The sequence below is a fragment of the Psychrobacillus vulpis genome (genome assembly GCF_006861825.1).
Classification (GTDB): domain Bacteria; phylum Bacillota; class Bacilli; order Bacillales_A; family Planococcaceae; genus Psychrobacillus; species Psychrobacillus vulpis.
Map to the genome: position 1 here is coordinate 23,101 of NZ_VDGI01000002.1, position 22,373 is coordinate 45,473.

The following is a 22,373-nucleotide window of genomic DNA, read 5'->3' on the forward strand; positions in this document are numbered from 1 at the left end:
CTTTGATGAGGTTTTTATGGATATGCTCGTTCAACAGAGCGACATGAGTGGAAGGCACAAAGATATAAGACGAAAATTAGTTTGTCGACAGCTTGCTATTTTATTGTATAATGAAGTCGATGCATCAAGAATATTTTGAACATAAAGGTGCTTGCTAGATTACTAGTAAGTTAAAAGGGAAGCTGGTTCGAGTCCAGCACGGTCCCGCCACTGTATGTGATAGAACTTATCACGAGTCAGAAAACCTGCCTTTATGCGTTACACTTTAGTGCCTACGAGGATAGGTTTCGTGTAAGTCAGCTTGGCAAGTGTGATCCTAGCAGATTTATACCTATTCTATCTCTCGTTCATAAGGACGAGAGTTTTTTATTTTTAGAACAATGGGGGAATGGAACTTGAAGAAATTATGGCAATTATGGATGACAGCCGCATTAGCAGTGCTATTGCTAGTAGGGTGTGGCCAAAAAGAAGCGACACCTGTCGAAAATACGGATAAGCCAAAAGAGGAAGTTGTAAAGGAAACTGCTGCGGATGAAGCTACATTTCCGTTAACAATAACCGATGCAGTTGGTAATGAGATTACATTAGAAGAAGCTCCAAAGACAATTGTTTCAATGATGCCAAGTAATACGGAAATTTTGTTTGCACTTGGATTAAATAATGAAATTGTTGGTGTAAATGACTTTGATAATTATCCAGCAGAAGCACTTGAAAAAGAAAAAATCGGTGGAATGGAATTCAACGTAGAAAAAATCGTTGGAATGAATCCAGATATCGTTTTCGCACATGAATCTAGCCTAGGAATGGGTGAGGCTGGTCTGCAACAAATTCGTGATGCTGGTGTGAAAGTTTTCGTTGTAAAAAATGCAGCGGACTTTAATGAAACATACACTACAATTGAACAAATTGGACGTGCTACTGGAAAATTAGCAGAAGCACAAAAAATTGTGGAAGATATGAAAGCTAAAGTAGAAGAAGTAAAAGAGAAAGTTGCAAAAGTAGAAACGAAGAAAACAGTATTCGTAGAAACATCGGATGTTCCTGAAATTTACACACCTGGTAAAGGAACATTTATGCAAGAGATTTTAGATATGGTGAATGCTGAAAATATTGCAGCAGACCAAGAAGGTTGGTTCAAAATTGAGCCAGAAGAAATTGTAAGCCGCAATCCTGATGTGATTATTGTTATGTATAGCTATGTAGAAGGTATTGTGGATAGCGTGAAGGCTCGTGATGGATTTGATACTATTACAGCTGTGAAAAATAATGAAGTTGTACAAGTAGATGAAAACTTAACAAGTCGTACAGGTCCTCGTCTAGCAGAAGGTCTAGAAGAAGTAGCGAAAGCAATTTATCCAGAGGCATTTAGTGAGTAAAGCCATGATCGGCTACATCTTGTCAATTGCTGCCCTTATAGTAGCAATTTGGCTAGGTGTATCGGTCGGATCCGTAAAGGTACCGATCAGTACATTATGGGACACGGGAGCAGATGCAATCGCGACCAATATAGTTTGGAAAATTCGCATGCCGCGTGTAGTACTTGCAGGGCTAGTTGGTGCATCACTAGCCATTGCAGGTGCTGCGTTTCAAGGGTTATTAAAAAACCCGCTTGCCGATCCTTATACGTTAGGAGTGTCGTCCGGTGCCTCAGTAGGTGCCGTGGCTACGCTCTTTTTCGGTATTTCGATGCCTTTTTTAGGGATATACACGCTGCCAGTTTTCAGTATGATCGGCGCGTTAGTTACAATGCTTCTTGTTATTTCTTTTGCAAAGCTAGTCGATCGTGCGATGAAAATGGAGACAATTATTTTAACCGGTATTATTTTTAGTTCTTTTTTAGGCTCAGTCATTTCTTTGATGATTGCACTTACTGGTGAAGAGCTACGTCAAATTATTAGTTGGTTACTCGGTAGTGTGTCGATGCGTGGTTGGAGTTTTGTGCAGATGGCACTTCCTTTTGTAGTAATTGGTACACTTTTATTATGGCTAAACAGAAGAGAACTAAATGCGATGCTTTTTGGAGAAGAACGTGCAAAGCATTTAGGCGTTAATGTGAAAAAGCGAAAAATGATGATATTAATTGGTGGTTCCATGCTTACTGGAACGGCGGTTGCTGTATCGGGAACGATAGGGTTTGTTGGTCTTGTTGTTCCGCATATGACAAGACTATTATTTGGCTCTGACAATCGTCACGTACTTCCTCTTAGCTTCATTAACGGAGCGGCATTATTAATCATTTGCGATTTAGTGTCCCGGACGATTATTTCTCCAACAGAGTTACCGATTGGTGTTATTACTTCATTTGTTGGAGCACCGGTTTTTGCTTATATTTTCTTCAGACAACGAAAAAAAGGAGGCAATTAATATGTTAAAAATAGAAGGTTTATCGGGTGGATACGATAACAAATTGATTATTAAAAATGTCTCCTTTTTCGTTGCAAAAGGTGAAATGCTTGGTATTCTTGGACCAAATGGGAGCGGGAAATCCACTTTGTTAAAGGTAATAAGTGGAATATTAAATATGGAGTCTGGGAATGTTCTCATTGAGGGAAAGCCCTTAAAATCCTATTCATCAAAAGATCTAGCCAAGAAAATGGCGGTTCTTCCACAATTACATAGTCATGCATTTTCACATACAGTCAGGGACACGATTGCACTTGGTCGGTACCCTCATCAAAGTGGTTTGTTTTCATCTTGGTCAATTGAAGATGAAGCGGCGGTTGTGGAGGCAATGAAACTGACGGCTATCGAAAGATATGAGAGTCAAATGTTAGACCTTTTATCCGGTGGCGAGCAACAGCGCGTATTTGTTGCACAGGCACTTGCCCAACAAGCACCTATACTACTACTCGATGAACCAACAAATCATTTAGATATAGCACATCAAAAGCAATTGCTCGATACGATCAAAACGCAAGCGATTGAAAAAGGAATCACGATTGTTAGTGTGTTTCATGATATAAATCTTGCGTCTTTATACTGTGATCGGTTGTTGTTAATGGATCAAGGAGAGATAAAAGTAATTGGTGCACCACATGAAGTAGTAACGAAAGATCAAATTGAAACGGTTTACGAAGCACGTATTAGCACAAATCCACATCCTGAACGTCCAAAGCCTCAAATTACGATTCTTTCGGACGTAAATGAAAAGAACAATGATAAGCTAATTACAACAGAAAATTTTCAAGTAACAGGAGAACTAGTTGTTTTTCAAGCAGAAACGCAACTAAAAACTTGGTCATCTGCAGTAACAAATGCTGGTAGTGGTTGGTATAGAACTTTTGTCAATAGAAGAGTGGATGCAAATTATGCATGTGATAATGTACATGAGGAAATGTTAGAGTTTCTAGTGAACCGAGGGTTTTCCGAGGCAGATACAGTTGGTATGATGACAGCTGTAAATACTACGGATGCAGTTATTAAAGAGTATAAAACTCCATTTGGAAATGTTGTCATCATGGTAACTGCTGGAGTAGGAAACGCAGTAGACGTATCGAGAACGCATGAAGTAGAAATGCTACCTGCAATTGGGACGATCAATACATGGATTATCGTAAACGGAGAGCTTTCTGATGAAGCGTTTATACAATCCGTCATTACTGCAACAGAAGCGAAAACAAAAGCGCTCGCATTTGAACAAGTAAAGGATCCCCGTACTGGAACGATTGCAACAGGAACATCAACTGATAGTATATTAGTTGCAGCAACACAACGTGGAGTGCATATTCCGTATGCAGGACCAATCACGGAAATCGGTAAAAAAATCGGACTTGGCGTATATGAATGTACAGTCGAAGCGATTCAAATTTACAAAAAAGCGAAAGGCTGGGATTAGTAATGGGTCCACATATTATCGCAATAGCGATTGGACTAGTACTAGACCGGATTATTGGCGATCCACCAAATTGGCCTCATCCAGTCCGTTTTATAGGTTCGCTCATTTCAAAGCTAACAATTTGGTTGAATAAAGGTAGTGCACGGAAAGCGAAAGGGTTTCTACTTGTTTTTATAGTAATTGGAATAACTTTCTCCGTTACGTTAGCTATTTTAATAAGTGCTTATTCCATTCATATGTGGGTTGGAATTGCTGTGGAAAGCATTGTAATCGCTTCAGGACTCGCTCAAAAAAGTTTAAAAGAAGCAGCGATGGACGTATACAAACCATTGATGGCAAATGATTTTTCTGCTGCAAGAGAAAAACTTTCGTGGATTGTCGGAAGAGATACGGAACAGTTAGATGAAAAAGAAATCACACGTGGCGTTGTGGAAACAGTATCCGAAAATATTAGTGATGGGATTACTGCTCCACTTTTTTACGCATTTGTTTTTGCTGGTGCACCTGGTCTTTGGGTGTATAAAGCAATAAATACGCTCGATTCGATGGTTGGATACAAAAATGAGAAATACGAGGATTTTGGATACGCTTCAGCTAAGCTAGATGATATTGTGAACTATATACCAAGCCGTTTAACGGGATATATCATTATGTTGTGGGGCAAAAAAGAGAGCAGCTTACCTTTTAATAAACGAATAAAGGGCTGGTGGCTTGATGCGAAAAAGCATCCAAGCCCGAATAGTGGCTATCTAGAAGCAGCAACAGCTTATCAGCTCGGAATCCAACTCGGAGGGATAAATACTTACAAGGGTATCGTTTCAAACCGAGCGCTAATGGGGATTGGCGAGGTTCCATTAACACCAAATCATATATTAAGTGCCATCTCGCATTTGAATACAGCAGTATTTCTGTTTTGGCTTTGGATGATGGTGATTGGAGGGATATTGTTTGTCTTTACCTAATCATGGAGCAAATGCTCATCATGTATATGAACGTCTAGGTCTCGAAATGCCAGAAACGGTTATTGACTTTAGTGAAAATGTGAATCCAATTGGACCTCCAGCATTTGTGAAGGAGCGGTGGGACTCGTATGCACCGCTAATCACTAAGTATCCAGATCCACATGGAGAGCCGTTTTTATCAGCAGTTGCAAAGTTTCACAATGTGTCAGCTGATAAAGTAATCGTGAGTAATGGTGCCGCTGAAATTTTCGCAAGCCTAGCAAAACGATATGAAAATAAACGTGCAGTTTTGATTCACCCTACTTTTTCGGAATACGCCGCAACACTTGCCCCTTATAATGTTTACATAAAAGAAATAATCGCAACTGGGGCTTTGCCTTTAGAAAAAGTATTTGGTGAAATAGAGTTTGCAGAAGTTATTTATATTTGTAGACCAAATAATCCAACCGGCTATTTAATGCCTTTAGAAGAAATTATTCGAATCGCAGATTATGCAAAAAGATATAAGTGTGAAGTCGTTTTAGACGAAGCGTTTCTTGACTTTATAGACGAAAAAGAATCATTTATTCCATATTTAAAGGATTTTTCGAACGTTATTGTTGTACGTTCGATGACGAAAATGTATGCGATTCCAGGCTTGCGACTTGGTTACGCAGTGGCTAGTGAACCAATCGTAGACGAGATTCGTTCTAGAATGCCCCATTGGAATAGTAATGCAATTGCGACAACAATTGGTGCAGATTGTTTAGAAGAAGAACAGTATCGACTGCAGGCAATAAAATTTGCTAAAGAAATGCGGGAGCAAATGACTGTGTTTCTAGAAAAATGGAACTGCATTGTTCTTCCGTCTACGGCTAATTTCATTTGCTTTCAACTGCCCAATCCCTCCCTTTCTAAAGAGTTTTTTGAGTATTTATTAGCAAATGGTTGCGTACTTCGCCATACGGAAAATTTTAAAGGACTCGACGGAAAATGGTTTAGGGTTGGAATGAAACAAAAGCCGCAAATGGAGCACTTGCAAAAGGAGATGACCGCATGGTTCGAGGAAAACTTGTCTTCATAACAGGTGGAGTGAGAAGTGGAAAAAGTAACTTTGCCGAACATTACTTAATGAATGAACAAGCAAAACGAAATGTGTATGTCGCTTCTGGAGTTGCAGTAGACGATGAAATGAATGAACGCATAAAAAGGCATCGAGATGATCGTGAAAATTATCCGGTTGAATGGGTAACAATCGAGCAACCGCGACGCTTTGAAGAGGTAGTTCAGCAAATTAATCAAGGGGACGGCATCCTTTGGGATTGTGTAACAACTTGGCTCGCAAATGAGCTGTATGAAGGACAAATAGAGGAAGTAGAAAAACAACTCTATGTAGCAATTGACCAGTTATTAGAAAAAGCAAAAGTAGTTGTTATTGTTTCGAATGAAGTGCTGGACGAACCATTATCCAAATACGAAAGTGTTGTTCTCTATCAAAAATGGATAGGAAGAATTCATCAAAAGCTTGTGGAAAGAGCAGATCATGCCTTCGAAATGGAATACGGCTTAAGTCATCAGTGGAAATGAGGGGTAATATGAAAGGCTTGATGGTACAAGGAACCGCTTCTAGCGTAGGGAAAAGTTTAGTTTGTACAGCTATTTGTCGACTTCTTTCAAATGAAGGGAAGCAAGTGGCACCTTTTAAATCACAAAACATGTCTAGCTTAAGCACACGCACAGAAGAAGGTTTGGAAATAAGTGTTTCTCAAGCGCTGCAAGCAAGAGCTGCAAGGACTCCTTATTTAGCAGAAATGAATCCAATATTATTAAAACCTACAGGAAATATGGAATCTGACATTATTATTCTTGGAAAAAAAGAAAATAGACTGAATGGAATGCGTTATCGAGATCAGTTCTTTGAGGAAGGTCAAAAACTCATTACAAACAGTATAAAGACTCTTTCTGCATCCTATGAATACTTGATTCTAGAAGGTGCTGGCAGTCCTGTAGAAGTGAATTTAAGGGATCGGGAATTAGTAAATATGAGAGTTGCTGATTTGGCGAATGTTCCGGTTTTATTAGTAGCAAACATTGAATATGGTGGTGTGTTTGCGTCCATTGTTGGCACGCTTGCACTTTTACCGGAAGCGCAGAGAGCTCGAGTAAAAGGGATTATTATTAATAAGTTTCGGGGAGACATTTCATTATTTCAAGAAGGAATTGACTTCATCGAAGAGTATACAGGGATAGACGTAATAGGAGTAGTTCCTTATTTTCAGAATGAATTTGAAGAAGAAGACGGAGAAGCAAAAAGTAGCGAAAATGCATCCGATGAACATATTAATGAATGGGCTAGTCATTTTAAAAAGTATATAAAGTGGGATAAAATCATAGCAATTTTAAATAGTGATGTGGTGAGTAAATGACTAGTCTATTGTTAGCTCTTCAATTTTTTACTATTGTTCCAGTGCATAAAAATTTGCCGATGGAAAGACGTTCGATTACAGGAATGTATAGTATTTTTCCATGGGTAGGTACTGTCATTGGAGCATTTGCTTGCCTATTGCTTTATTTTGAATGGAGTCATTTGATGACTGCATTTAGTATTGTCCTTTTAGGAATCATATTCTCTGGGGGACTCCATATGGATGGATTTATTGACACTTCAGATGCTTTTTTTTCTTATAAGGATCGACTGAAACGATTTGAAATACTAGATGATCCAAGAGTTGGCGCATTTGGAGTAATGGCTGTTGTATTATTAGTCGTTGGTAAAGTTATTATTGTGTCCGAAGTGTTGTTGGCAGAATCGTTTCATTGGGTTTTTATCTTGCTGATCCCTTTTTTCTCTCGAACTACACTTGCTATGTTATTTTCTCTAACGAATAGTGCAAAAGCTAGTGGACTTGCTTGTTATTTTAAGCAAAAAATGAATGCATCGGATGTAATAGTTGCAAATGTACTCAACTTTGTAATCGGCGTCATCATTTTAGGGTGGCTGACGAATTGGACGGTTTCTCTAACATTTGCAATTATTTTAGTACTCTTTGTATGTTTATTTCGCAATTGGTCACTTAAAAATTTCGGTGGAGTTACTGGTGATTTGCTTGGAGCTAGTTTAGAAGTTTCGGAGGTAGTACTATGGCTGACACTTTTACTGTTACTCTCGTAAGGCATTTTCCAACGAAAGGGAATCAGGAGAAAAAATATATTGGTTGGACCGATGAGCCAATCATTACTGGCATGAAACCGAAAAAATTGTCTCAAGATATGAAACAAGTTGTCTGTAGTGATTTGCTTCGATGTAAACAAACGGCAGAACAATTATACGGAGAAACTCTCTATACTGTGAATGCAAATTTTCGAGAATGCTCCTTTGGTGATTGGGAAGAAAAAACATATAATGAATTAAAAGAAGATGTGCACTATAGGGATTGGATTAATAACCCTCGTCAAATTACACCTCCAAATGGAGAGTCATTGGAAATAATGGAAGCCCGAGTGTTATTAGCATTTTATGAAGTAGTGGAGCAATTGAAGTTTCCAACTATTGTAACGCATGGGGGGCCAATTCGTTTTTTATTAACAAAGTTTGCAAATGTTGAAAAGAGTTTTTGGGATTGGGATGTATTACATGGATGCAGTTTCACACTACAATGGGCAAATAAAAGTGACGTATTGGAGGGAAAGCAGTGCATGTCATTTTCGGTGGAGCATTTAATGGAAAACGAACGTATGTAGAAAAAATGTTACAAGAACGTCATCAACAATCTGTCGAGTGGCTAGATGCCACTGTAAATACGCCTGTTTTATCTCCAAAAACAGAAACGATTGTCGTGTATGGCGTGGAAAATGTTCCAGAGGAAGGCTTGAATATGTTATTAAAACAAATCGAGCAATGGGAAGAAAAAGTAGAAATTATTGTAATAGCAACAGAAATTGGGCGTGGAATCGTACCAATGGAGGCAGGGATGCGCAAGCTTCGAGATGATGTAGGAAGATTTTATCAACAACTTTTTACAAAAGCGGAACGGGTTACAAGAATTTGGTATGGTATTTCACAAACGATAAAGGGAGATGTGTAAAGATGAAAATTTATACAAAAACAGGGGATAAAGGGCAAACAGGTTTAATTGGGGGAAGAACGGACAAGGATAATGTACGTGTAGAAGCGTACGGTACAATCGATGAGTTAAATTCATTTATCGGAAAAGCCGTAACAGAACTAGACCCAGCTATTTTTGCAGATATTTTAGTAGACTTAGAAACTATTCAACATGAACTATTTGATTGTGGTGGAGATCTTGCAAACGTATCGAATCGTAGAGTATATAAAATGACGGATGAACCAATCGAAGCTATGGAAAAACGAATTGATGTGCTAGTGGAAGAGGGACCAGTGTTAGAGCGTTTCATCCTACCTGGCGGAACACCAGCAGCTGCAACACTTCATATTGCACGTACAATTACGAGACGCGCGGAAAGACAAGTCGTGACATTGACGAAGGCAGAAGAAGATGTTCCGGCAGTTGTACAGCGCTATTTAAATCGTCTATCTGACTATTTATTCGCAGCGGCTCGTGTAGCTAACGCTCGAGTAAATGTTTCAGATGTCGAATACGTACGCAGTGCAAAAGTATTTAAAAACGTAGGAAGTGTGAAAAAAGAGGGGGAGTAAGAAGGGTGAAGCTTCGTTTACTAACGCTCGCAGCAATGTTTGCGGCACTATCGGCAATTGGTGCGTTCGTAAAAATTCCAGTAGGGATAGGGAGTGCGGCACTTGATACAGTACCAGCACTTGTGTCAGCTGCATTTTTGCCACCAGCCTATGCAGGAGCAGCATCATTAATCGGTCACTTATCATCTTCTCTTTATGCTGGATTTCCTTTCGGACCACTGCATATAATCATTGCCGCGGAAATGTTCTTGATTTTATTCGTGTATACGAGGCTACATCAAGCAAGACGATATGTGCTGAAATGGGTGTTTTTCATTTTTGCGAACAGCGTACTTGCAACGCTTCCGTTTTACTGGATTATTTCACCCGCATTTTTTGCAAGTGCATTACCGGGAATTACGATTGCAACCATTTTGAATGCTGGAATTGCAATGACCGTCTCACCAGTTATTGTGAGGGTAATGGAGAGAGTGAAAACCCATGCGTAATGCCGTTATATTGCCAAATGGATTAGTGTTGACGACAGATAACTCTGCAGGTATTGGAGAAAAATTAGATGATGTTGTTTCCATAGATGATGATGTAGTTTCTTATTTTGCAGGTAGAGTAACATTAATGGAACAGTGGGCAGCAGGCGCACATCCAGTTTCGATTATTGTGCATAATTTTTCTGGAAGTAAAAGCTGGAACAAATATGTGGCAGGTATTGAGAAATTATTTGTAGATCTAGGTCAGAGTTGTCCAGTAATAACAGGAAGTACTGAATCGAATATGGAAATGCTACAATCCGCAATGGCGGTCACGATGATAGGTGAAAAAAAGGAAAAAAGCGACCAAGATTTTACATGGTATGTGTATGGAATGCCATGTGTCGGCGGAGAAGTTTTGGAGGAATCCGAGAAAATCGCTGACACGAAAAAAATCTGGGATGCATTGAATTGTGGGCTAGTTCAGCGAGTTTGGCCAGTTGGCTCAACTGGAATAGCAGAAGAGTGCAAACGAATTGGATTACGTGGAGAATTGGAAAACTGGGATGTGGAAAAATCGGCAGGACCAGCAACTTCTGTCCTTCTCGGCATTGCAAATAATCGAATAGAAGAAGCCAAGCTGCATTTTGGAAAGTATTTTGAAATAATTAGTTGATTGTAGTTGTCTACTTTATTTTTTATTTTTATATAGAATAGCTTAGGTTTTCCGAAGCTTACAGCTCGCTTTCCGCGGACGAACGCCGAGCCGCTTCGTCGCTACTCTCCTGCTGGGTCTCGTCTTTCTCGCTTTTCCCGCAGGAGTCGAGCAGACGCTTCTTCAAACCATAATACATCTGATTTTCTAATAGAAAGTTCGTAATGGCTATTGTTAGCATTTCCTACTGTTAGCGTAAATTGATTTGTTCTTCGTCATCCTATCCATCACTTCGGTTATTTTTCAGAACACTAGTTATCATTTCTAGAAAATCGTTGAAAAAGGCGACACTCCTGCGGGAATAGCGTTAGTCGAAGACCCCGCAGCGAAGCGAGGAGGCTGAGGCAACGCCCGCGGAAAGGGAGCAGTATCAACGATTTTCTTATTTATTGGACTGTTAGACAACCCATCTGGCAAAGTCGAATTATGGGGACTTTTTCAGTGTCCTCCTTACCTCACTGCGGGGTCTTGGCAGCCCGGCCTCTTGAGTGGGAACTTCAACAATTCCCACACTCTACTTTACTTTTTCTTATTTATTGGACTATCGGACAATCCTTCTGGCAAAGTCGAATTATAGGCACTTCTTCAGTGCCCTCCAGCATAGCGACCCAAGAGGCTCGAGTCACGTCCGCGGAAAGCTTCGGAGAACCTGAGCTATCCTATTTCTTGGAGTTTATCTACAGGGAGCTATCTCGCATAGAGATAGCTCTTTATTGTGAGAAATGATTGCTTTCATGATTGATTTGGTCTCGATTATATGTAAATTGGTCTTGAATACCGATGAATTTATTTCGATCATCGGTTTTCTTCCAAATGTAAATTTTCAATAAATAACTGTTGACTGAATGCTCATTCAGTTTTAATATTAAATTAATTCTTTAAAATTCTATTAACCTAGTGGTATATTCTATGCATAACATCATTTTACATCTTAGAGGGGGAGAATAAGATGAGTTCATTGTTAATCGCAAACTGGGTGCTGTTTCTTGCAGTAACTTTGTATGCTATCGGTTTATTCGCATATTTGTTGAAAACTAGATATGCCTATATCAAATTGGGGAAAAAAGTCGAATTCGAAGATAATGTGAAAGAAAGACTTCGCAAAATTTGGGTGTATGTTTTCGGACAAAAGAAGCTATTAAAAGACAAAAAAAGTGGAGCAATCCATCTCATGTTCTTTTACGGTTTTTTACTTGTTCAGTTTGGGGCAATTGATTTTATTTGGAAGGGATTAGCACCTGATTCACACTTGCCTTTAGGTCCAGTGTATCCAGCGTTCACGTTTTTCCAAGAAATCGTTACATTTATTATTTTAATAGCAGTTGTGTGGGCTTTCTACCGACGCTATATTGAAAAGTTAGTTCGTCTAAAACGCGGATGGAAAAGTGGACTTGTACTGATTTTCATTGGTGGTTTAATGGTTTCAGTTCTAGTTGGTAATGGTATGGGAATGGTTTGGCATGGTCATGAAGCAGTTTGGTCAGAACCGATTGCATCATCTATTGGAACTATCTTCGGTTTCTTACCGCCAACAGCTGCAGCAGTCATTTTCTATATCATGTGGTGGGCGCATTTATTGTTCTTACTAACGTTCTTAGTATACGTACCGCAGTCGAAGCATTTCCACTTAATAACTGGTCCTGCAAACGTTTACTTCCATCGTTTAGACAATGTTGGAAAACTACGTCCTATCAATTTTGAAGAGGAAGAAGACGAAGAATCAGATGAAGAAGTAATGCCATCTTTTGGTGTTGGGAACATTCATGAATTTACACAAGCACAAATGATCGATTTCTACGCATGTGTAGAGTGCGGTCGTTGTACGAATATGTGTCCTGCTACAGGAACAGGAAAAATGCTGTCTCCGATGGATTTAATAACAAAGCTTCGTGACCACTTAACATTCACAGGAGCTGTAGAAACAAAACAAAAACCTTGGGTTCCAGCACTAGCTTTCCAAGGAACGAAAGGTAACCAACTTGCTATGGCTGCTGGTGCAGAAGGAGCAATTATAGAGGACATTTATAGCCCATCATTAATTGGCGATGTAATCACAGAAGAAGAAATCTGGGCTTGTACAACTTGCCGTAACTGTGAAGATCAATGTCCAGTAATGAATGAGCACGTAGATAAAATTATCGACCTTCGCCGTTACTTAGTAATGACGGAAGGGAAAATGGATCCAGATGCACAACGCGCAATGACGAATATTGAGCGACAAGGAAATCCATGGGGCTTAAATCGTAAAGAAAAAGAAAACTGGAGAGATGCTCGTCCAGATATTCATATTCCAACAGTGAAAGAAGTTTCAAAAGCTGGAGATGAATTCGAGTACTTATTCTGGGTTGGTTCAATGGGATCGTTTGATAATCGTTCACAAAAAATCGCATTAGCTTTTGCGCATTTGATGAACGAAGCTGGAGTAAAATTTGCGATTCTTGGAAATAAAGAAAAGAACTCTGGAGACACACCACGTCGTCTAGGAAACGAGTTTTTATTCCAAGAATTAGCTAATTCAAATATCTCCGAATTTGAAAAAGCTGGCGTAACAAAAATCGTAACAATTGATCCACATGCATATAATATCTTTAAAAATGAATATAGTGATTTTGGTTGGAATGGTGAAGTGCTTCACCATACAGAAATGCTATACGATTTAGTTCAAGCAGGTCGCTTGAAACCACAATATGCTGTGGAAGAAACGATTACATTCCATGATTCATGTTATTTAGGTCGATACAATGATGTGTACGATGCACCTCGTGAAGTATTGAAAGCAATTCCTGGTGTGAAGCTAGTAGAAATGCAACGTAACCGCGAAACTGGAATGTGTTGTGGAGCAGGTGGCGGACTTATGTGGATGGAAGAACATGTAGGAAATCGTATTAACGTTGCTCGAACAGAACAAGCGCTAGAGGTAAATCCAACTATTATTTCTTCTGGATGTCCGTATTGCTTAACTATGTTGTCAGATGGTACGAAAGCGAAAGAAGTAGAAGAAACTGTAGGCACTTACGATATTGCGGAACTTTTAGAACGCTCTATTTTTGGAGAATATGTTCCGTCAGTAGAAGAGGAAGATGCTGAGCAAGTTGTTCAATAATTCGACAAATTATATTGCAAATAGTTTAATAGTTTCGTAAACTAGAAATAACAATAGAGGGAGTGGAGGCACTCCCTTTTTTCTAACAAATGAAATCGAGCGAGCGTTCAGTCAACTGGATTTTTTATTTTACAAGTGATGAAAGCGATTACAAAGGGGTGGCTATTTTGACGAAGACAGTAATTTTAGATGGGGCACGTACAGCTTTTGGAAAGTTCGGTGGGGCACTTAGCAGCTTAACAGCTTCTGATCTTGGGGGAGTAACGATAAAAGAAGCTTTGACTCGTGCTGGAGTAAATGCAGAGCAAGTAGATGAAGTAATTATGGGGACAGTTTTACAAGCCGGACAGGGACAAATTCCATCTAGACAAGCGGCTACTAAAGCAGGAATTCCTTGGTCTGTAAAAACAGAAACGATCAATAAAGTTTGTGCTTCTGGTATGCGTAGTGTTACTTTAGCAGATCAATTAATCCGCCTAGGAGATGAAGAAATCATCGTAGCCGGTGGAATGGAATCGATGTCAAATGCTCCATATTATTTACCAAAAGGAAGATTTGGACTTCGAATGGGAGATGCGCAAATGGTTGACGGCATGGTCTATGACGGACTTTCTTGTTCATTTCATCCGAAACATGTGCATATGGGAACATACGGAAACATAACAGCACAATCATTTGAATTATCTCGTGAAAAGCAAGATGAATGGTCATTTAGAAGTCATGACCGTGCATTAAAAGCAATTGACAACGGAATTTTTGCAGAAGAAATTATTCCAGTTGAGATTCCTCAGCGAAAAGTGGAAGCCGTTATCGTCCAAGTAGACGAGGCGCCTCGCCGTGATACTTCACTTGAATCGCTTGCTAAACTAAAGCCAGCATTCGGCAAAGATGGGACGATTACAGCAGGTAATGCACCTGGAATAAATGATGGTGCTTGCGCAATTGTTTTAACGAGTGAAGATAAAGCAAAAGAGCTAGGCAAGGAACCTTTAGCCTACGTGATTGGGCATGCAGAAGTAGCAATTGAGCCGGAAAATTTTCCGCAAACTCCTGGTTTAGTAATCAATAAACTACTAGAAAAAACAGGTAAAACACTAGCGGATATTGATTTATTTGAAATTAACGAAGCATTTGCAGCGGTTGCGCTTGCAAGTAGTAAAATCGCTGGTTTAGATGAAGAAAAAGTGAATGTAAATGGCGGAGCAGTTGCATTAGGTCATCCAATTGGAGCATCTGGGGCACGAATCATTTTAACACTAGCTTATGAGTTGAAACGCCGTGGCGGTGGAGTTGGAATTGCATCCATTTGTTCAGGTGGAGGGCAAGGAGACGCTATTATGATTGAAGTTCCAAAAACAGGGGGAAGTAACGAATGACAATCCAAAAAGTAATGGTAATTGGTGCAGGCCAAATGGGTTCGGGAATTGCTCAAGTATGTGCACAAGCTGGATTTGCAGTAAAGTTAAATGACCGAGAAGAACAATTTTACGAGCGCGGCATTCAAACAATAACGAAAAACTTGACTAGAAACGTCGAAAAAGGTCGAATGACAGAGGAAGAAAAACAATCAGTACTAAACAATATAACAAAATCATTATCGATCGAAGATGCAAATGATGTAGATTTAGTGATCGAAGCAGCCGTTGAAAATATGGAAATTAAGCAATCTATTTTTAAACAGCTAGATACGATTACACCAAAGCACACTATTTTAGCAACAAATACTTCTTCACTACCAATTACAGAAATTGCTGCTGTAACGAATAGACCTGAGCAAGTGATTGGAATGCATTTTATGAACCCAGTTCCAGTGATGAAGCTAGTAGAGATTATTAGAGGATTAGCAACATCTGATGAGGTTTATACAGCTATTGAAGAAATGACGAAGAAACTTAGTAAAGTACCTGTAGAGGTAAACGATTTCCCAGGATTTGTTTCCAACCGTATATTAATGCCGATGATAAATGAGGCAATTTACACGCTTTACGAAGGAGTAGCATCGAAAGAAGCAATCGACGATGTGATGAAATTAGGTATGAATCACCCTATGGGACCACTTCAATTAGCCGATTTCATCGGTTTAGATACATGCTTATACATTATGGAAATATTACATGAAGGGTTTGGGGACAGTAAATACCGTCCATGCCCATTGCTTAGAAAATACGTAAAAGCTGGTTGGTTAGGAAAAAAATCGGGCCGAGGCTTCTACACTTACGAATAAAGGGGAATATGAGATGGAGCTAAAGTTTACTGAAGAACAACTAATGATGCGCAACATGGTCAGAGATTTTGCTAAAACAGAAATTGAACCTTTTATAGAACGGATGGAGCAAGGAGAGTTTCCTCGTGAGATCATTCAGAAAATGGGTGAACTCGGTTTAATGGGCATAACAGTCCCAGAACAATATGGTGGCTCTGAGATGGATTTCACTAGCTATGTTATTGCGATTAATGAACTTTCAAAAGTTAGTGCGGTTGTAGGTGTTATTCTTTCTGTTCATACTTCGGTAGGAACAAATCCAATTCTTTATTTTGGCAATGAAGAACAAAAGAATAAATACGTACCGAAGCTAGCAACGGGTGAATATTTAGGTGCATTTTGCTTAACAGAGCCATCCGCAGGATCGGATGCAGGCGCATTGAAAACGAAAGCAGTTAAGCAAGGTGATCATTATGTACTTAACGGTTCAAAAGTATTTATTACGAATGGTGGAGAAGCGGATGTGAATATCGTATTTGCGTCGACAGATTCGTCACAAGGTTCAAAAGGAATCTCCGCTTTCATCGTAGAGAAGGATACACCAGGTTTTATTATCGGAAAAGATGAAGAGAAAATGGGCTTGCATGGCTCAAGAACAGTGCAAATCACTTTTGAAGATATGAAAGTACCTGTTGCGAATAGACTTGGTGAAGAAGGCGATGGATTTAAAATTGCAATGGCAAATTTAAATACTGGGCGTATCGGAATCGCTACGCAAGCATTAGGTATTGCGGAAGCAGCATTTGAAGCAGCAGTAGCATATTCAAAAGAACGTGTGCAATTTGGTAAGCCGATTGCAGCAAACCAAGGGGTAGGTTTTAAACTTGCAGATATGGGAACAGCGGTAGAAGCTGCTAGACTTCTAGTGTACCGTGCAGCTAATCTTCGTGAGCAAGGACTTCCATGTGGAAAAGAAGCATCGATGGCTAAATTATTTGCTTCTAAAACCGCAGTTGATGTAGCAATTGAAGCCGTTCAAGTGTTTGGAGGATACGGATACACAGAGGATTACCCTGTAGAACGTTATTTCCGAGATGCAAAAATTACAGAGATTTACGAAGGAACTAGTGAAATTCAGAGGATTGTAATTAGTAAATATTTAACTAATTAAAACTCCCAGGTAATTGGCTATACAAATATGATATATACAAAAGCAAATCTACACTACTACCAAAAAGGGCGGGGAAAAAATGAACTTTCAACTTTCAGAAGAACATGAAATGATTCGTAAAATGGTACGTGATTTTGCAGAAAATGAAGTAGCACCAACTGCTGCAGAGCGTGATGAAGAAGAGCGCTTTGACCGTGAGATTTTTGATAAAATGGCGGAGCTTGGATTAACAGGTATCCCTTGGCCAGAAGAATACGGTGGAATCGGGTCTGATTATCTTGCGTATTGCATCGCTGTAGAGGAACTTTCACGCGTTTGTGCATCTACAGGAGTAACACTTTCTGCACACACTTCACTTGCTGGATGGCCAATTTTCAAATATGGGAATGAAGAGCAAAAACAAAAATACCTTCGTCCAATGGCGGAAGGATCAAAAATTGGTGGGTACGGTTTAACAGAAGCCGGTTCAGGTTCTGATGCAGGAGGCATGAAAACAACTGCTAAGTTAGACGGCGATCACTATGTATTAAATGGTTCCAAAATTTTCATTACAAATGGTGGAATTGCAGACATTTATGTAGTTTTTGCAGTAACGGATGCAGAATCTAAGCATAAAGGTACAAGCGCATTTATCGTAGAGGCAGGATTTGAAGGATTCTCTGTAGGGAAAAAAGAAAAGAAACTAGGTATTCGTTCTTCACCAACGACAGAAATTATTTTTGATAATTGCCGAGTACCAAAAGAAAATCTTCTTGGAGAAGAAGGAGAAGGCTTCATCATTGCAATGAAGACATTAGATGGTGGACGTAACGGGATTGCTGCTCAAGCTGTAGGGATTGCGCAAGGGGCGCTGGATGCATCAGTAGGATATGCAAAAGAACGTGTTCAATTTGGTAAGCCAATCGTTGCGAACCAAGGGGTGTCTTTCAAACTGGCAGACATGGCAACTGCAACGGAAGCATCACGACTACTTACTTATCAAGCAGCTTGGTTAGAGTCAAATGGACTTCCATATGGTAAAGAGTCTGCCATGGCTAAATTAATGGCAGGTGATACAGCGATGAAAGTGACAACAGAAGCGGTGCAAGTTTTCGGTGGATATGGTTATACAAAAGATTACCCAGTAGAACGCTATATGCGTGATGCAAAAATAACTCAAATTTACGAGGGAACTCAAGAAATTCAACGTCTTGTTATTTCTCGTATGTTAACAAAGTAATAGATGCCTATGGAAAAAAAGCATGAAGTGCAGACATCTGTAAAGGATGAAAGTCTTATCGAAAAAAGGCGTCTCCAAATAATTCGTGCAGCTGTTACTTTATTCAAAGAAAAAGGTTTTCACCGTACCACAACGAGAGAAATTGCAAAAGAAGCTGGTTTTAGTATAGGTACACTCTATGAATATATTAGAACAAAAGAAGATGTGCTCTATTTAGTTTGCGATAGTATTTACAATGAAGTGCACGACAAATTATCGCAGATTACGTTGGAAAATGGCACGATAGAGGACTTAAAAACTGCAATACGTCATTATTATGGGGTGATTGACGATATGCAGGATGAGTTCGTTGTTATGTATCAAGAGTCCAAATCTTTACCGAAAAGTGCTCTTGAATATGTTTATAAAAAAGAACTAGAAATGGTGGAATTATTTCACAAAATTCTTGTCGGCTGTACACAAGTTGGGGAGCTTAAGCTGACAAATGCACAAGCAAAACTCTATGCACATACGTTAGTCGTACAAGGGCAAATGTGGGCATTTAGAAGATGGGCTTTGCGCAAGGAATTTTCAATGGAACAATTTTCAGACCTTCAAATCGAATTCGTACTCAATGGGATGGGGAAATAAGAAAAGCGAAAGCGCCTATGTCTGCCCTGGCAGGCACGCTCTTCTGCGAAGAGCATTGCGCTATAGCTGGACAGTAAATGTTTAAATAAAACAAAGGGGGAACAACATGTCTACGGTAGAAGTATATCGTCCAAAAAATCATGTTCGTTTTGTAACGGCATCAAGCCTATTTGACGGCCATGATGCATCGATTAATATAATGCGTCGTATTTTACAAGCGAGTGGAGCAGAGGTTATACATTTAGGTCATAACCGCTCGGTAGAAGAAGTAGTAAATGCTGCTATTCAAGAGGATGTTCAAGGGATTGCAATTTCTTCCTATCAAGGAGGACATGTTGAGTATTTTAAATATATGAAGGATTTACTCGTAGAACGCGGTGCACCACATATCCGTATTTATGGTGGGGGCGGCGGAGTAATTATCCCTAAAGAGATTAAGGAATTACAAGAATACGGAATTTCCGGTATTTTCTCGCCTGAAGATGGTCGTAAATTGGGCCTTCAAGGCATGATTAATCATATGTTAATAGAATGTGATGTACCTACAAAAGCTTCTGGTGTAAAAGATGAAATTACATCTGTTTCTACAGAAAATCCAGAAGTTCTTGCCCATTTGATAACAGTAGCCGAGGAAGCACACCAAACAGGGGATTCCGAAGCAAAAGGAATGATGGAGCAAGCAAAAAGCCTTTCTAAAGGTACACCGGTACTAGGTATTACGGGGACTGGTGGAGCAGGTAAAAGTTCACTAACGGATGAGTTAATTCGCAGATTCCTTCATGAATTGCCTGATAAAAAGATTGCTGTACTTTCCATTGATCCGACGAAGCAAAAAACAGGTGGAGCATTGCTTGGTGATCGCATTCGTATGAATGCAATCTTCAATAATCGAGTATTTATGCGAAGTTTAGCGACACGAGGATCTCGCACGGAATTATCTGGTGCAATAGCGGATGTTCTAGATGTTGTAAAGGTCGCGGGATACGATTTAATCATTGTGGAAACTAGTGGTATCGGACAAGGGGACGCTGAAATTACAAATGTATCAGATGTTTCGATGTATGTAATGACAAGTGAGTTCGGAGCACCTTCTCAATTAGAAAAAATCGACATGATTGACTATGCGGATCTAATTGTCATCAATAAATTTGAACGTAAAGGCTCGGAGGATGCACTGCGCCAAGTGCAAAAGCAATATCAACGTAGTCGTGAGTTATGGCATGATGAGTTAGACACTATGCCAGTTTACGGTACAATTGCTAGCCAGTTTAATGACAAAGGAACAAATTCTTTATTTGCAGCTTTAGTTGCAGTCTTAAATGAAAAAACGGGTTCAAATTGGGAAACATCGTACGAACAATTTATTAAAACACAAAAGCAAAACGTGATCATTCCAAATGATCGACGATATTATCTCCGCGAAATTACAGATGCGGTTCGTGGGTACCATAAAAAATCAGAAGAGCAAGTGGCATTTGCGAGAAGATTGTTTCAATTAGAAGGAGCAATTGAAGCTGTTAATGAAAAAGCGGCTAATGACGCATTAGTACAATCATTAGAATCACTAGCTTCCGGAATACGTGACGAACTAACTGCAGAATCGAAGCGTATATTAGAAAATTGGGCAACTTTAAAAGAAGCATATGCAGGGGATGAATTCGTCACGAAAATTCGTGATAAAGAAATTCGTACATTACTTCGTACAGAAAGTTTATCCGGTTTGAAAATACCAAAAGTAGTTCTGCCGAAATTTGTCGATTACGGTGAAATATTAAAATGGGTTTACAAAGAGAATGTACCAGGCTCATTCCCATATACAGCAGGAGTATTCCCTTTTAAACGAGAAGGGGAAGATCCAAAACGACAATTTGCTGGAGAAGGAACGCCGGAACGTACTAATCGAAGATTTCACTATTTATCAAAAGACGATGATGCAAAACGTCTTTCTACTGCATTTGACTCAGTGACTTTATACGGAGAAGATCCAGACCATCGTCCTGATATATATGGAAAAGTCGGTGAATCAGGTGTAAGTATTTGTACGCTTGAAGATATGAAAAAGCTATATGATGGTTTTGATTTATGTGCGCCATCAACTTCGGTATCGATGACGATAAATGGGCCAGCTCCAATTATTTTAGCGATGTTCATGAATACTGCTATTGATCAACAAGTACGTATTCGTGAGGAAGAGCTTGGTCGTACACTTACTATAGAAGAGTTTGCACAAGTGAAGGCTGCAACATTGCAAGTAGTTCGAGGAACAGTGCAAGCAGATATATTAAAAGAAGACCAAGGACAAAATACTTGTATTTTCTCTACAGAATTTGCACTTCGTATGATGGGCGATATACAACAATACTTTATTGATCAAAAAGTTCGAAATTATTATTCGGTTTCTATTTCTGGATACCATATTGCAGAAGCAGGAGCAAATCCAATTTCACAACTAGCATTTACGCTTGCAAATGGCTTTACTTATGTGGAATACTATTTGAGTCGTGGTATGCATATAGATGATTTTGCGCCAAACTTATCATTCTTCTTCTCAAATGGTTTAGACCCAGAGTATACAGTTATCGGACGTGTTGCTCGTCGAATTTGGTCGGTAGTAATGCGCGATAAATATGGTGCGAATGATCGAAGTCAGAAACTAAAATACCATGTACAAACTTCTGGTAGAAGTCTACATGCACAAGAAATTGACTTTAATGATATTCGAACGACACTACAAGCATTAATGGCATTACAAGATAACTGTAATTCTCTTCATACAAATGCGTACGATGAAGCTATCACAACTCCAACAGAGGAATCTGTTCGTCGTGCGATGGCGATCCAAATGATTATTACAAAAGAGCATGGATTATCGAAAAATGAAAATCCACTTCAAGGTGCTTTCATTATCGAAGAAATGACAGATCTTGTAGAAGAAGCAGTTCTTTCTGAATTTGACCGAATCAACGACCGTGGTGGAGTGCTTGGTGCGATGGAGACTCAGTACCAACGTGGAAAAATTCAAGAAGAATCTATGTACTATGAAATGAAAAAGCATACAGGTGAACTTCCAATCATCGGTGTGAACACATATTTAAATCCGAATCCACCTTCCGCAGAAGACATTGATAATATGGAGCTTGCACGTGCAACAATAGAAGAAAAAGAAACGCAAATTACTAACCTTGGCAATTTCCATGAAAAGCACAAGTTAGAGTCAAGCGAAGCGCTGGATCGTCTGAAGCAAGTAGCAATCACTGGTGGAAATATTTTTGAAGAGCTAATGTCGACCGTTCAAAAGGCTAGTCTAGGGCAAATTACGAACGCTCTTTATGAGGTCGGAGGGCAATATAGAAGAAATATGTAAAAAAAACTAGTGTCTCGATGTATTATCGGGACACTTTTTACTTATTT

General features: G+C 39.4%; 20 protein-coding genes and 1 riboswitch. All 20 genes read left to right on the plus strand.

What is annotated here, in order from left to right; translation table 11 throughout:
- Positions 1–128: 128 nt before the first annotated feature.
- Positions 129–267: riboswitch (cobalamin riboswitch) on the plus strand.
- A 128-nt stretch (positions 268–395) separates the two neighbouring features.
- The 20 genes from FG384_RS02665 to icmF all read left to right on the plus strand — a co-directional run bounded on the left by FG384_RS02665 (position 396) and on the right by icmF (position 22,326).
- Entirely contained in the window at positions 396–1,376 is a 981-nt protein-coding gene (locus FG384_RS02665) for an ABC transporter substrate-binding protein (RefSeq protein WP_142641017.1), read from the plus strand.
- A gap of 4 nt (positions 1,377–1,380) precedes the next feature.
- A complete protein-coding gene (locus FG384_RS02670) occupies positions 1,381–2,364 on the plus strand; it encodes a FecCD family ABC transporter permease (RefSeq protein ID WP_142641277.1) in 984 nt (327 codons plus the stop codon).
- Between the two features lies 1 nt (position 2,365).
- Positions 2,366–3,835, plus strand: coding sequence for an adenosylcobinamide amidohydrolase (locus FG384_RS02675; RefSeq protein ID WP_142641018.1), 1,470 nt, complete (start codon positions 2,366–2,368; stop codon positions 3,833–3,835).
- A gap of 2 nt (positions 3,836–3,837) precedes the next feature.
- Positions 3,838–4,797 carry an adenosylcobinamide-phosphate synthase CbiB gene (cbiB, locus tag FG384_RS02680; protein ID WP_142641019.1) on the plus strand — a complete coding sequence of 320 codons (960 nt, stop codon included), beginning with the start codon at positions 3,838–3,840 and terminating at the stop codon, positions 4,795–4,797.
- Positions 4,784–5,860 carry a pyridoxal phosphate-dependent aminotransferase gene (locus tag FG384_RS02685; RefSeq protein WP_142641020.1) on the plus strand — a complete coding sequence of 359 codons (1,077 nt, stop codon included), beginning with the start codon at positions 4,784–4,786 and terminating at the stop codon, positions 5,858–5,860. Before cbiB ends, FG384_RS02685 begins: the two co-directional genes overlap by 14 nt.
- Positions 5,833–6,363: a bifunctional adenosylcobinamide kinase/adenosylcobinamide-phosphate guanylyltransferase gene (locus FG384_RS02690; protein ID WP_142641021.1), complete on the plus strand. Its 531-nt coding sequence runs from the start codon at positions 5,833–5,835 to the stop codon at positions 6,361–6,363. The genes FG384_RS02685 and FG384_RS02690 overlap by 28 nt, the downstream gene beginning before the upstream one ends.
- An 8-nt stretch (positions 6,364–6,371) precedes the next feature.
- The gene (locus FG384_RS02695; protein WP_142641022.1) at positions 6,372–7,202 is read left to right on the plus strand and encodes a cobyric acid synthase; all 831 of its coding nucleotides are present in this window, start codon (positions 6,372–6,374) and stop codon (positions 7,200–7,202) included.
- Positions 7,199–7,948 carry an adenosylcobinamide-GDP ribazoletransferase gene (gene cobS, locus FG384_RS02700; RefSeq protein WP_142641023.1) on the plus strand — a complete coding sequence of 250 codons (750 nt, stop codon included), beginning with the start codon at positions 7,199–7,201 and terminating at the stop codon, positions 7,946–7,948. The genes FG384_RS02695 and cobS overlap by 4 nt, the downstream gene beginning before the upstream one ends.
- Positions 7,918–8,517, plus strand: coding sequence for a histidine phosphatase family protein (locus FG384_RS02705; protein ID WP_142641024.1), 600 nt, complete (start codon positions 7,918–7,920; stop codon positions 8,515–8,517). Before cobS ends, FG384_RS02705 begins: the two co-directional genes overlap by 31 nt.
- A complete protein-coding gene (locus FG384_RS02710) occupies positions 8,469–8,861 on the plus strand; it encodes a bifunctional adenosylcobinamide kinase/adenosylcobinamide-phosphate guanylyltransferase (RefSeq protein WP_142641025.1) in 393 nt (130 codons plus the stop codon). Before FG384_RS02705 ends, FG384_RS02710 begins: the two co-directional genes overlap by 49 nt.
- Before the next feature lie 2 nt (positions 8,862–8,863).
- Positions 8,864–9,454: a cob(I)yrinic acid a,c-diamide adenosyltransferase gene (locus FG384_RS02715; RefSeq protein WP_142641026.1), complete on the plus strand. Its 591-nt coding sequence runs from the start codon at positions 8,864–8,866 to the stop codon at positions 9,452–9,454.
- A gap of 5 nt (positions 9,455–9,459) precedes the next feature.
- Positions 9,460–9,942 carry an ECF transporter S component gene (locus FG384_RS02720; RefSeq protein WP_142641027.1) on the plus strand — a complete coding sequence of 161 codons (483 nt, stop codon included), beginning with the start codon at positions 9,460–9,462 and terminating at the stop codon, positions 9,940–9,942.
- A complete protein-coding gene (locus FG384_RS02725; protein ID WP_142641028.1) occupies positions 9,935–10,597 on the plus strand; it encodes a hypothetical protein in 663 nt (220 codons plus the stop codon). The genes FG384_RS02720 and FG384_RS02725 overlap by 8 nt, the downstream gene beginning before the upstream one ends.
- Before the next feature lie 988 nt (positions 10,598–11,585).
- Positions 11,586–13,739, plus strand: a complete 2,154-nt coding sequence (locus FG384_RS02730) for a (Fe-S)-binding protein (RefSeq protein WP_142641029.1) — start codon at positions 11,586–11,588, stop codon at positions 13,737–13,739.
- Between the two features lie 167 nt (positions 13,740–13,906).
- Positions 13,907–15,115 (plus strand): acetyl-CoA C-acetyltransferase, encoded by a 1,209-nt coding sequence (locus tag FG384_RS02735; protein WP_142641030.1) that lies wholly within the window; start codon positions 13,907–13,909, stop codon positions 15,113–15,115.
- On the plus strand, positions 15,112–15,963 hold the full coding sequence (locus FG384_RS02740; RefSeq protein ID WP_142641031.1) for a 3-hydroxybutyryl-CoA dehydrogenase: 852 nt from the start codon (positions 15,112–15,114) through the stop codon (positions 15,961–15,963). Before FG384_RS02735 ends, FG384_RS02740 begins: the two co-directional genes overlap by 4 nt.
- Before the next feature lie 13 nt (positions 15,964–15,976).
- A complete protein-coding gene (locus tag FG384_RS02745; protein WP_142641032.1) occupies positions 15,977–17,113 on the plus strand; it encodes an acyl-CoA dehydrogenase in 1,137 nt (378 codons plus the stop codon).
- 79 nt (positions 17,114–17,192) lie between these two features.
- Positions 17,193–18,332, plus strand: coding sequence for an acyl-CoA dehydrogenase (locus tag FG384_RS02750; protein ID WP_142641033.1), 1,140 nt, complete (start codon positions 17,193–17,195; stop codon positions 18,330–18,332).
- Between the two features lie 9 nt (positions 18,333–18,341).
- Positions 18,342–18,962, plus strand: coding sequence for a TetR/AcrR family transcriptional regulator (locus FG384_RS02755; protein WP_142641034.1), 621 nt, complete (start codon positions 18,342–18,344; stop codon positions 18,960–18,962).
- 106 nt (positions 18,963–19,068) lie between these two features.
- Complete coding sequence (gene icmF / locus FG384_RS02760; RefSeq protein WP_142641035.1) at positions 19,069–22,326, plus strand: fused isobutyryl-CoA mutase/GTPase IcmF; 3,258 nt, start codon at positions 19,069–19,071, stop codon at positions 22,324–22,326.
- Positions 22,327–22,373 lie beyond the last annotated feature (47 nt).

Excerpts from the sequence above, each read along its gene's own strand:
- FG384_RS02695 (WP_142641022.1), top strand. The coding sequence starts at position 6,372 with ATGAAAGGCTTGATGGTACAAGGAACCGCTTCTAGCGTAGGGAAAAGT.
- icmF (WP_142641035.1), top strand. The coding sequence starts at position 19,069 with ATGTCTACGGTAGAAGTATATCGTCCAAAAAATCATGTTCGTTTTGTA.
- FG384_RS02730 (WP_142641029.1), top strand. The coding sequence starts at position 11,586 with ATGAGTTCATTGTTAATCGCAAACTGGGTGCTGTTTCTTGCAGTAACT.
- FG384_RS02745 (WP_142641032.1), top strand. The coding sequence starts at position 15,977 with ATGGAGCTAAAGTTTACTGAAGAACAACTAATGATGCGCAACATGGTC.
- cobS (WP_142641023.1), top strand. The coding sequence starts at position 7,199 with ATGACTAGTCTATTGTTAGCTCTTCAATTTTTTACTATTGTTCCAGTG.
- FG384_RS02755 (WP_142641034.1), top strand. The coding sequence starts at position 18,342 with ATGGAAAAAAAGCATGAAGTGCAGACATCTGTAAAGGATGAAAGTCTT.
- FG384_RS02750 (WP_142641033.1), top strand. The coding sequence starts at position 17,193 with ATGAACTTTCAACTTTCAGAAGAACATGAAATGATTCGTAAAATGGTA.
- cbiB (WP_142641019.1), top strand. The coding sequence starts at position 3,838 with ATGGGTCCACATATTATCGCAATAGCGATTGGACTAGTACTAGACCGG.
- FG384_RS02725 (WP_142641028.1), top strand. The coding sequence starts at position 9,935 with ATGCGTAATGCCGTTATATTGCCAAATGGATTAGTGTTGACGACAGAT.
- FG384_RS02715 (WP_142641026.1), top strand. The coding sequence starts at position 8,864 with ATGAAAATTTATACAAAAACAGGGGATAAAGGGCAAACAGGTTTAATT.
- FG384_RS02740 (WP_142641031.1), top strand. The coding sequence starts at position 15,112 with ATGACAATCCAAAAAGTAATGGTAATTGGTGCAGGCCAAATGGGTTCG.
- FG384_RS02705 (WP_142641024.1), top strand. The coding sequence starts at position 7,918 with ATGGCTGACACTTTTACTGTTACTCTCGTAAGGCATTTTCCAACGAAA.
- FG384_RS02690 (WP_142641021.1), top strand. The coding sequence starts at position 5,833 with ATGGTTCGAGGAAAACTTGTCTTCATAACAGGTGGAGTGAGAAGTGGA.
- FG384_RS02670 (WP_142641277.1), top strand. The coding sequence starts at position 1,381 with ATGATCGGCTACATCTTGTCAATTGCTGCCCTTATAGTAGCAATTTGG.
- FG384_RS02675 (WP_142641018.1), top strand. The coding sequence starts at position 2,366 with ATGTTAAAAATAGAAGGTTTATCGGGTGGATACGATAACAAATTGATT.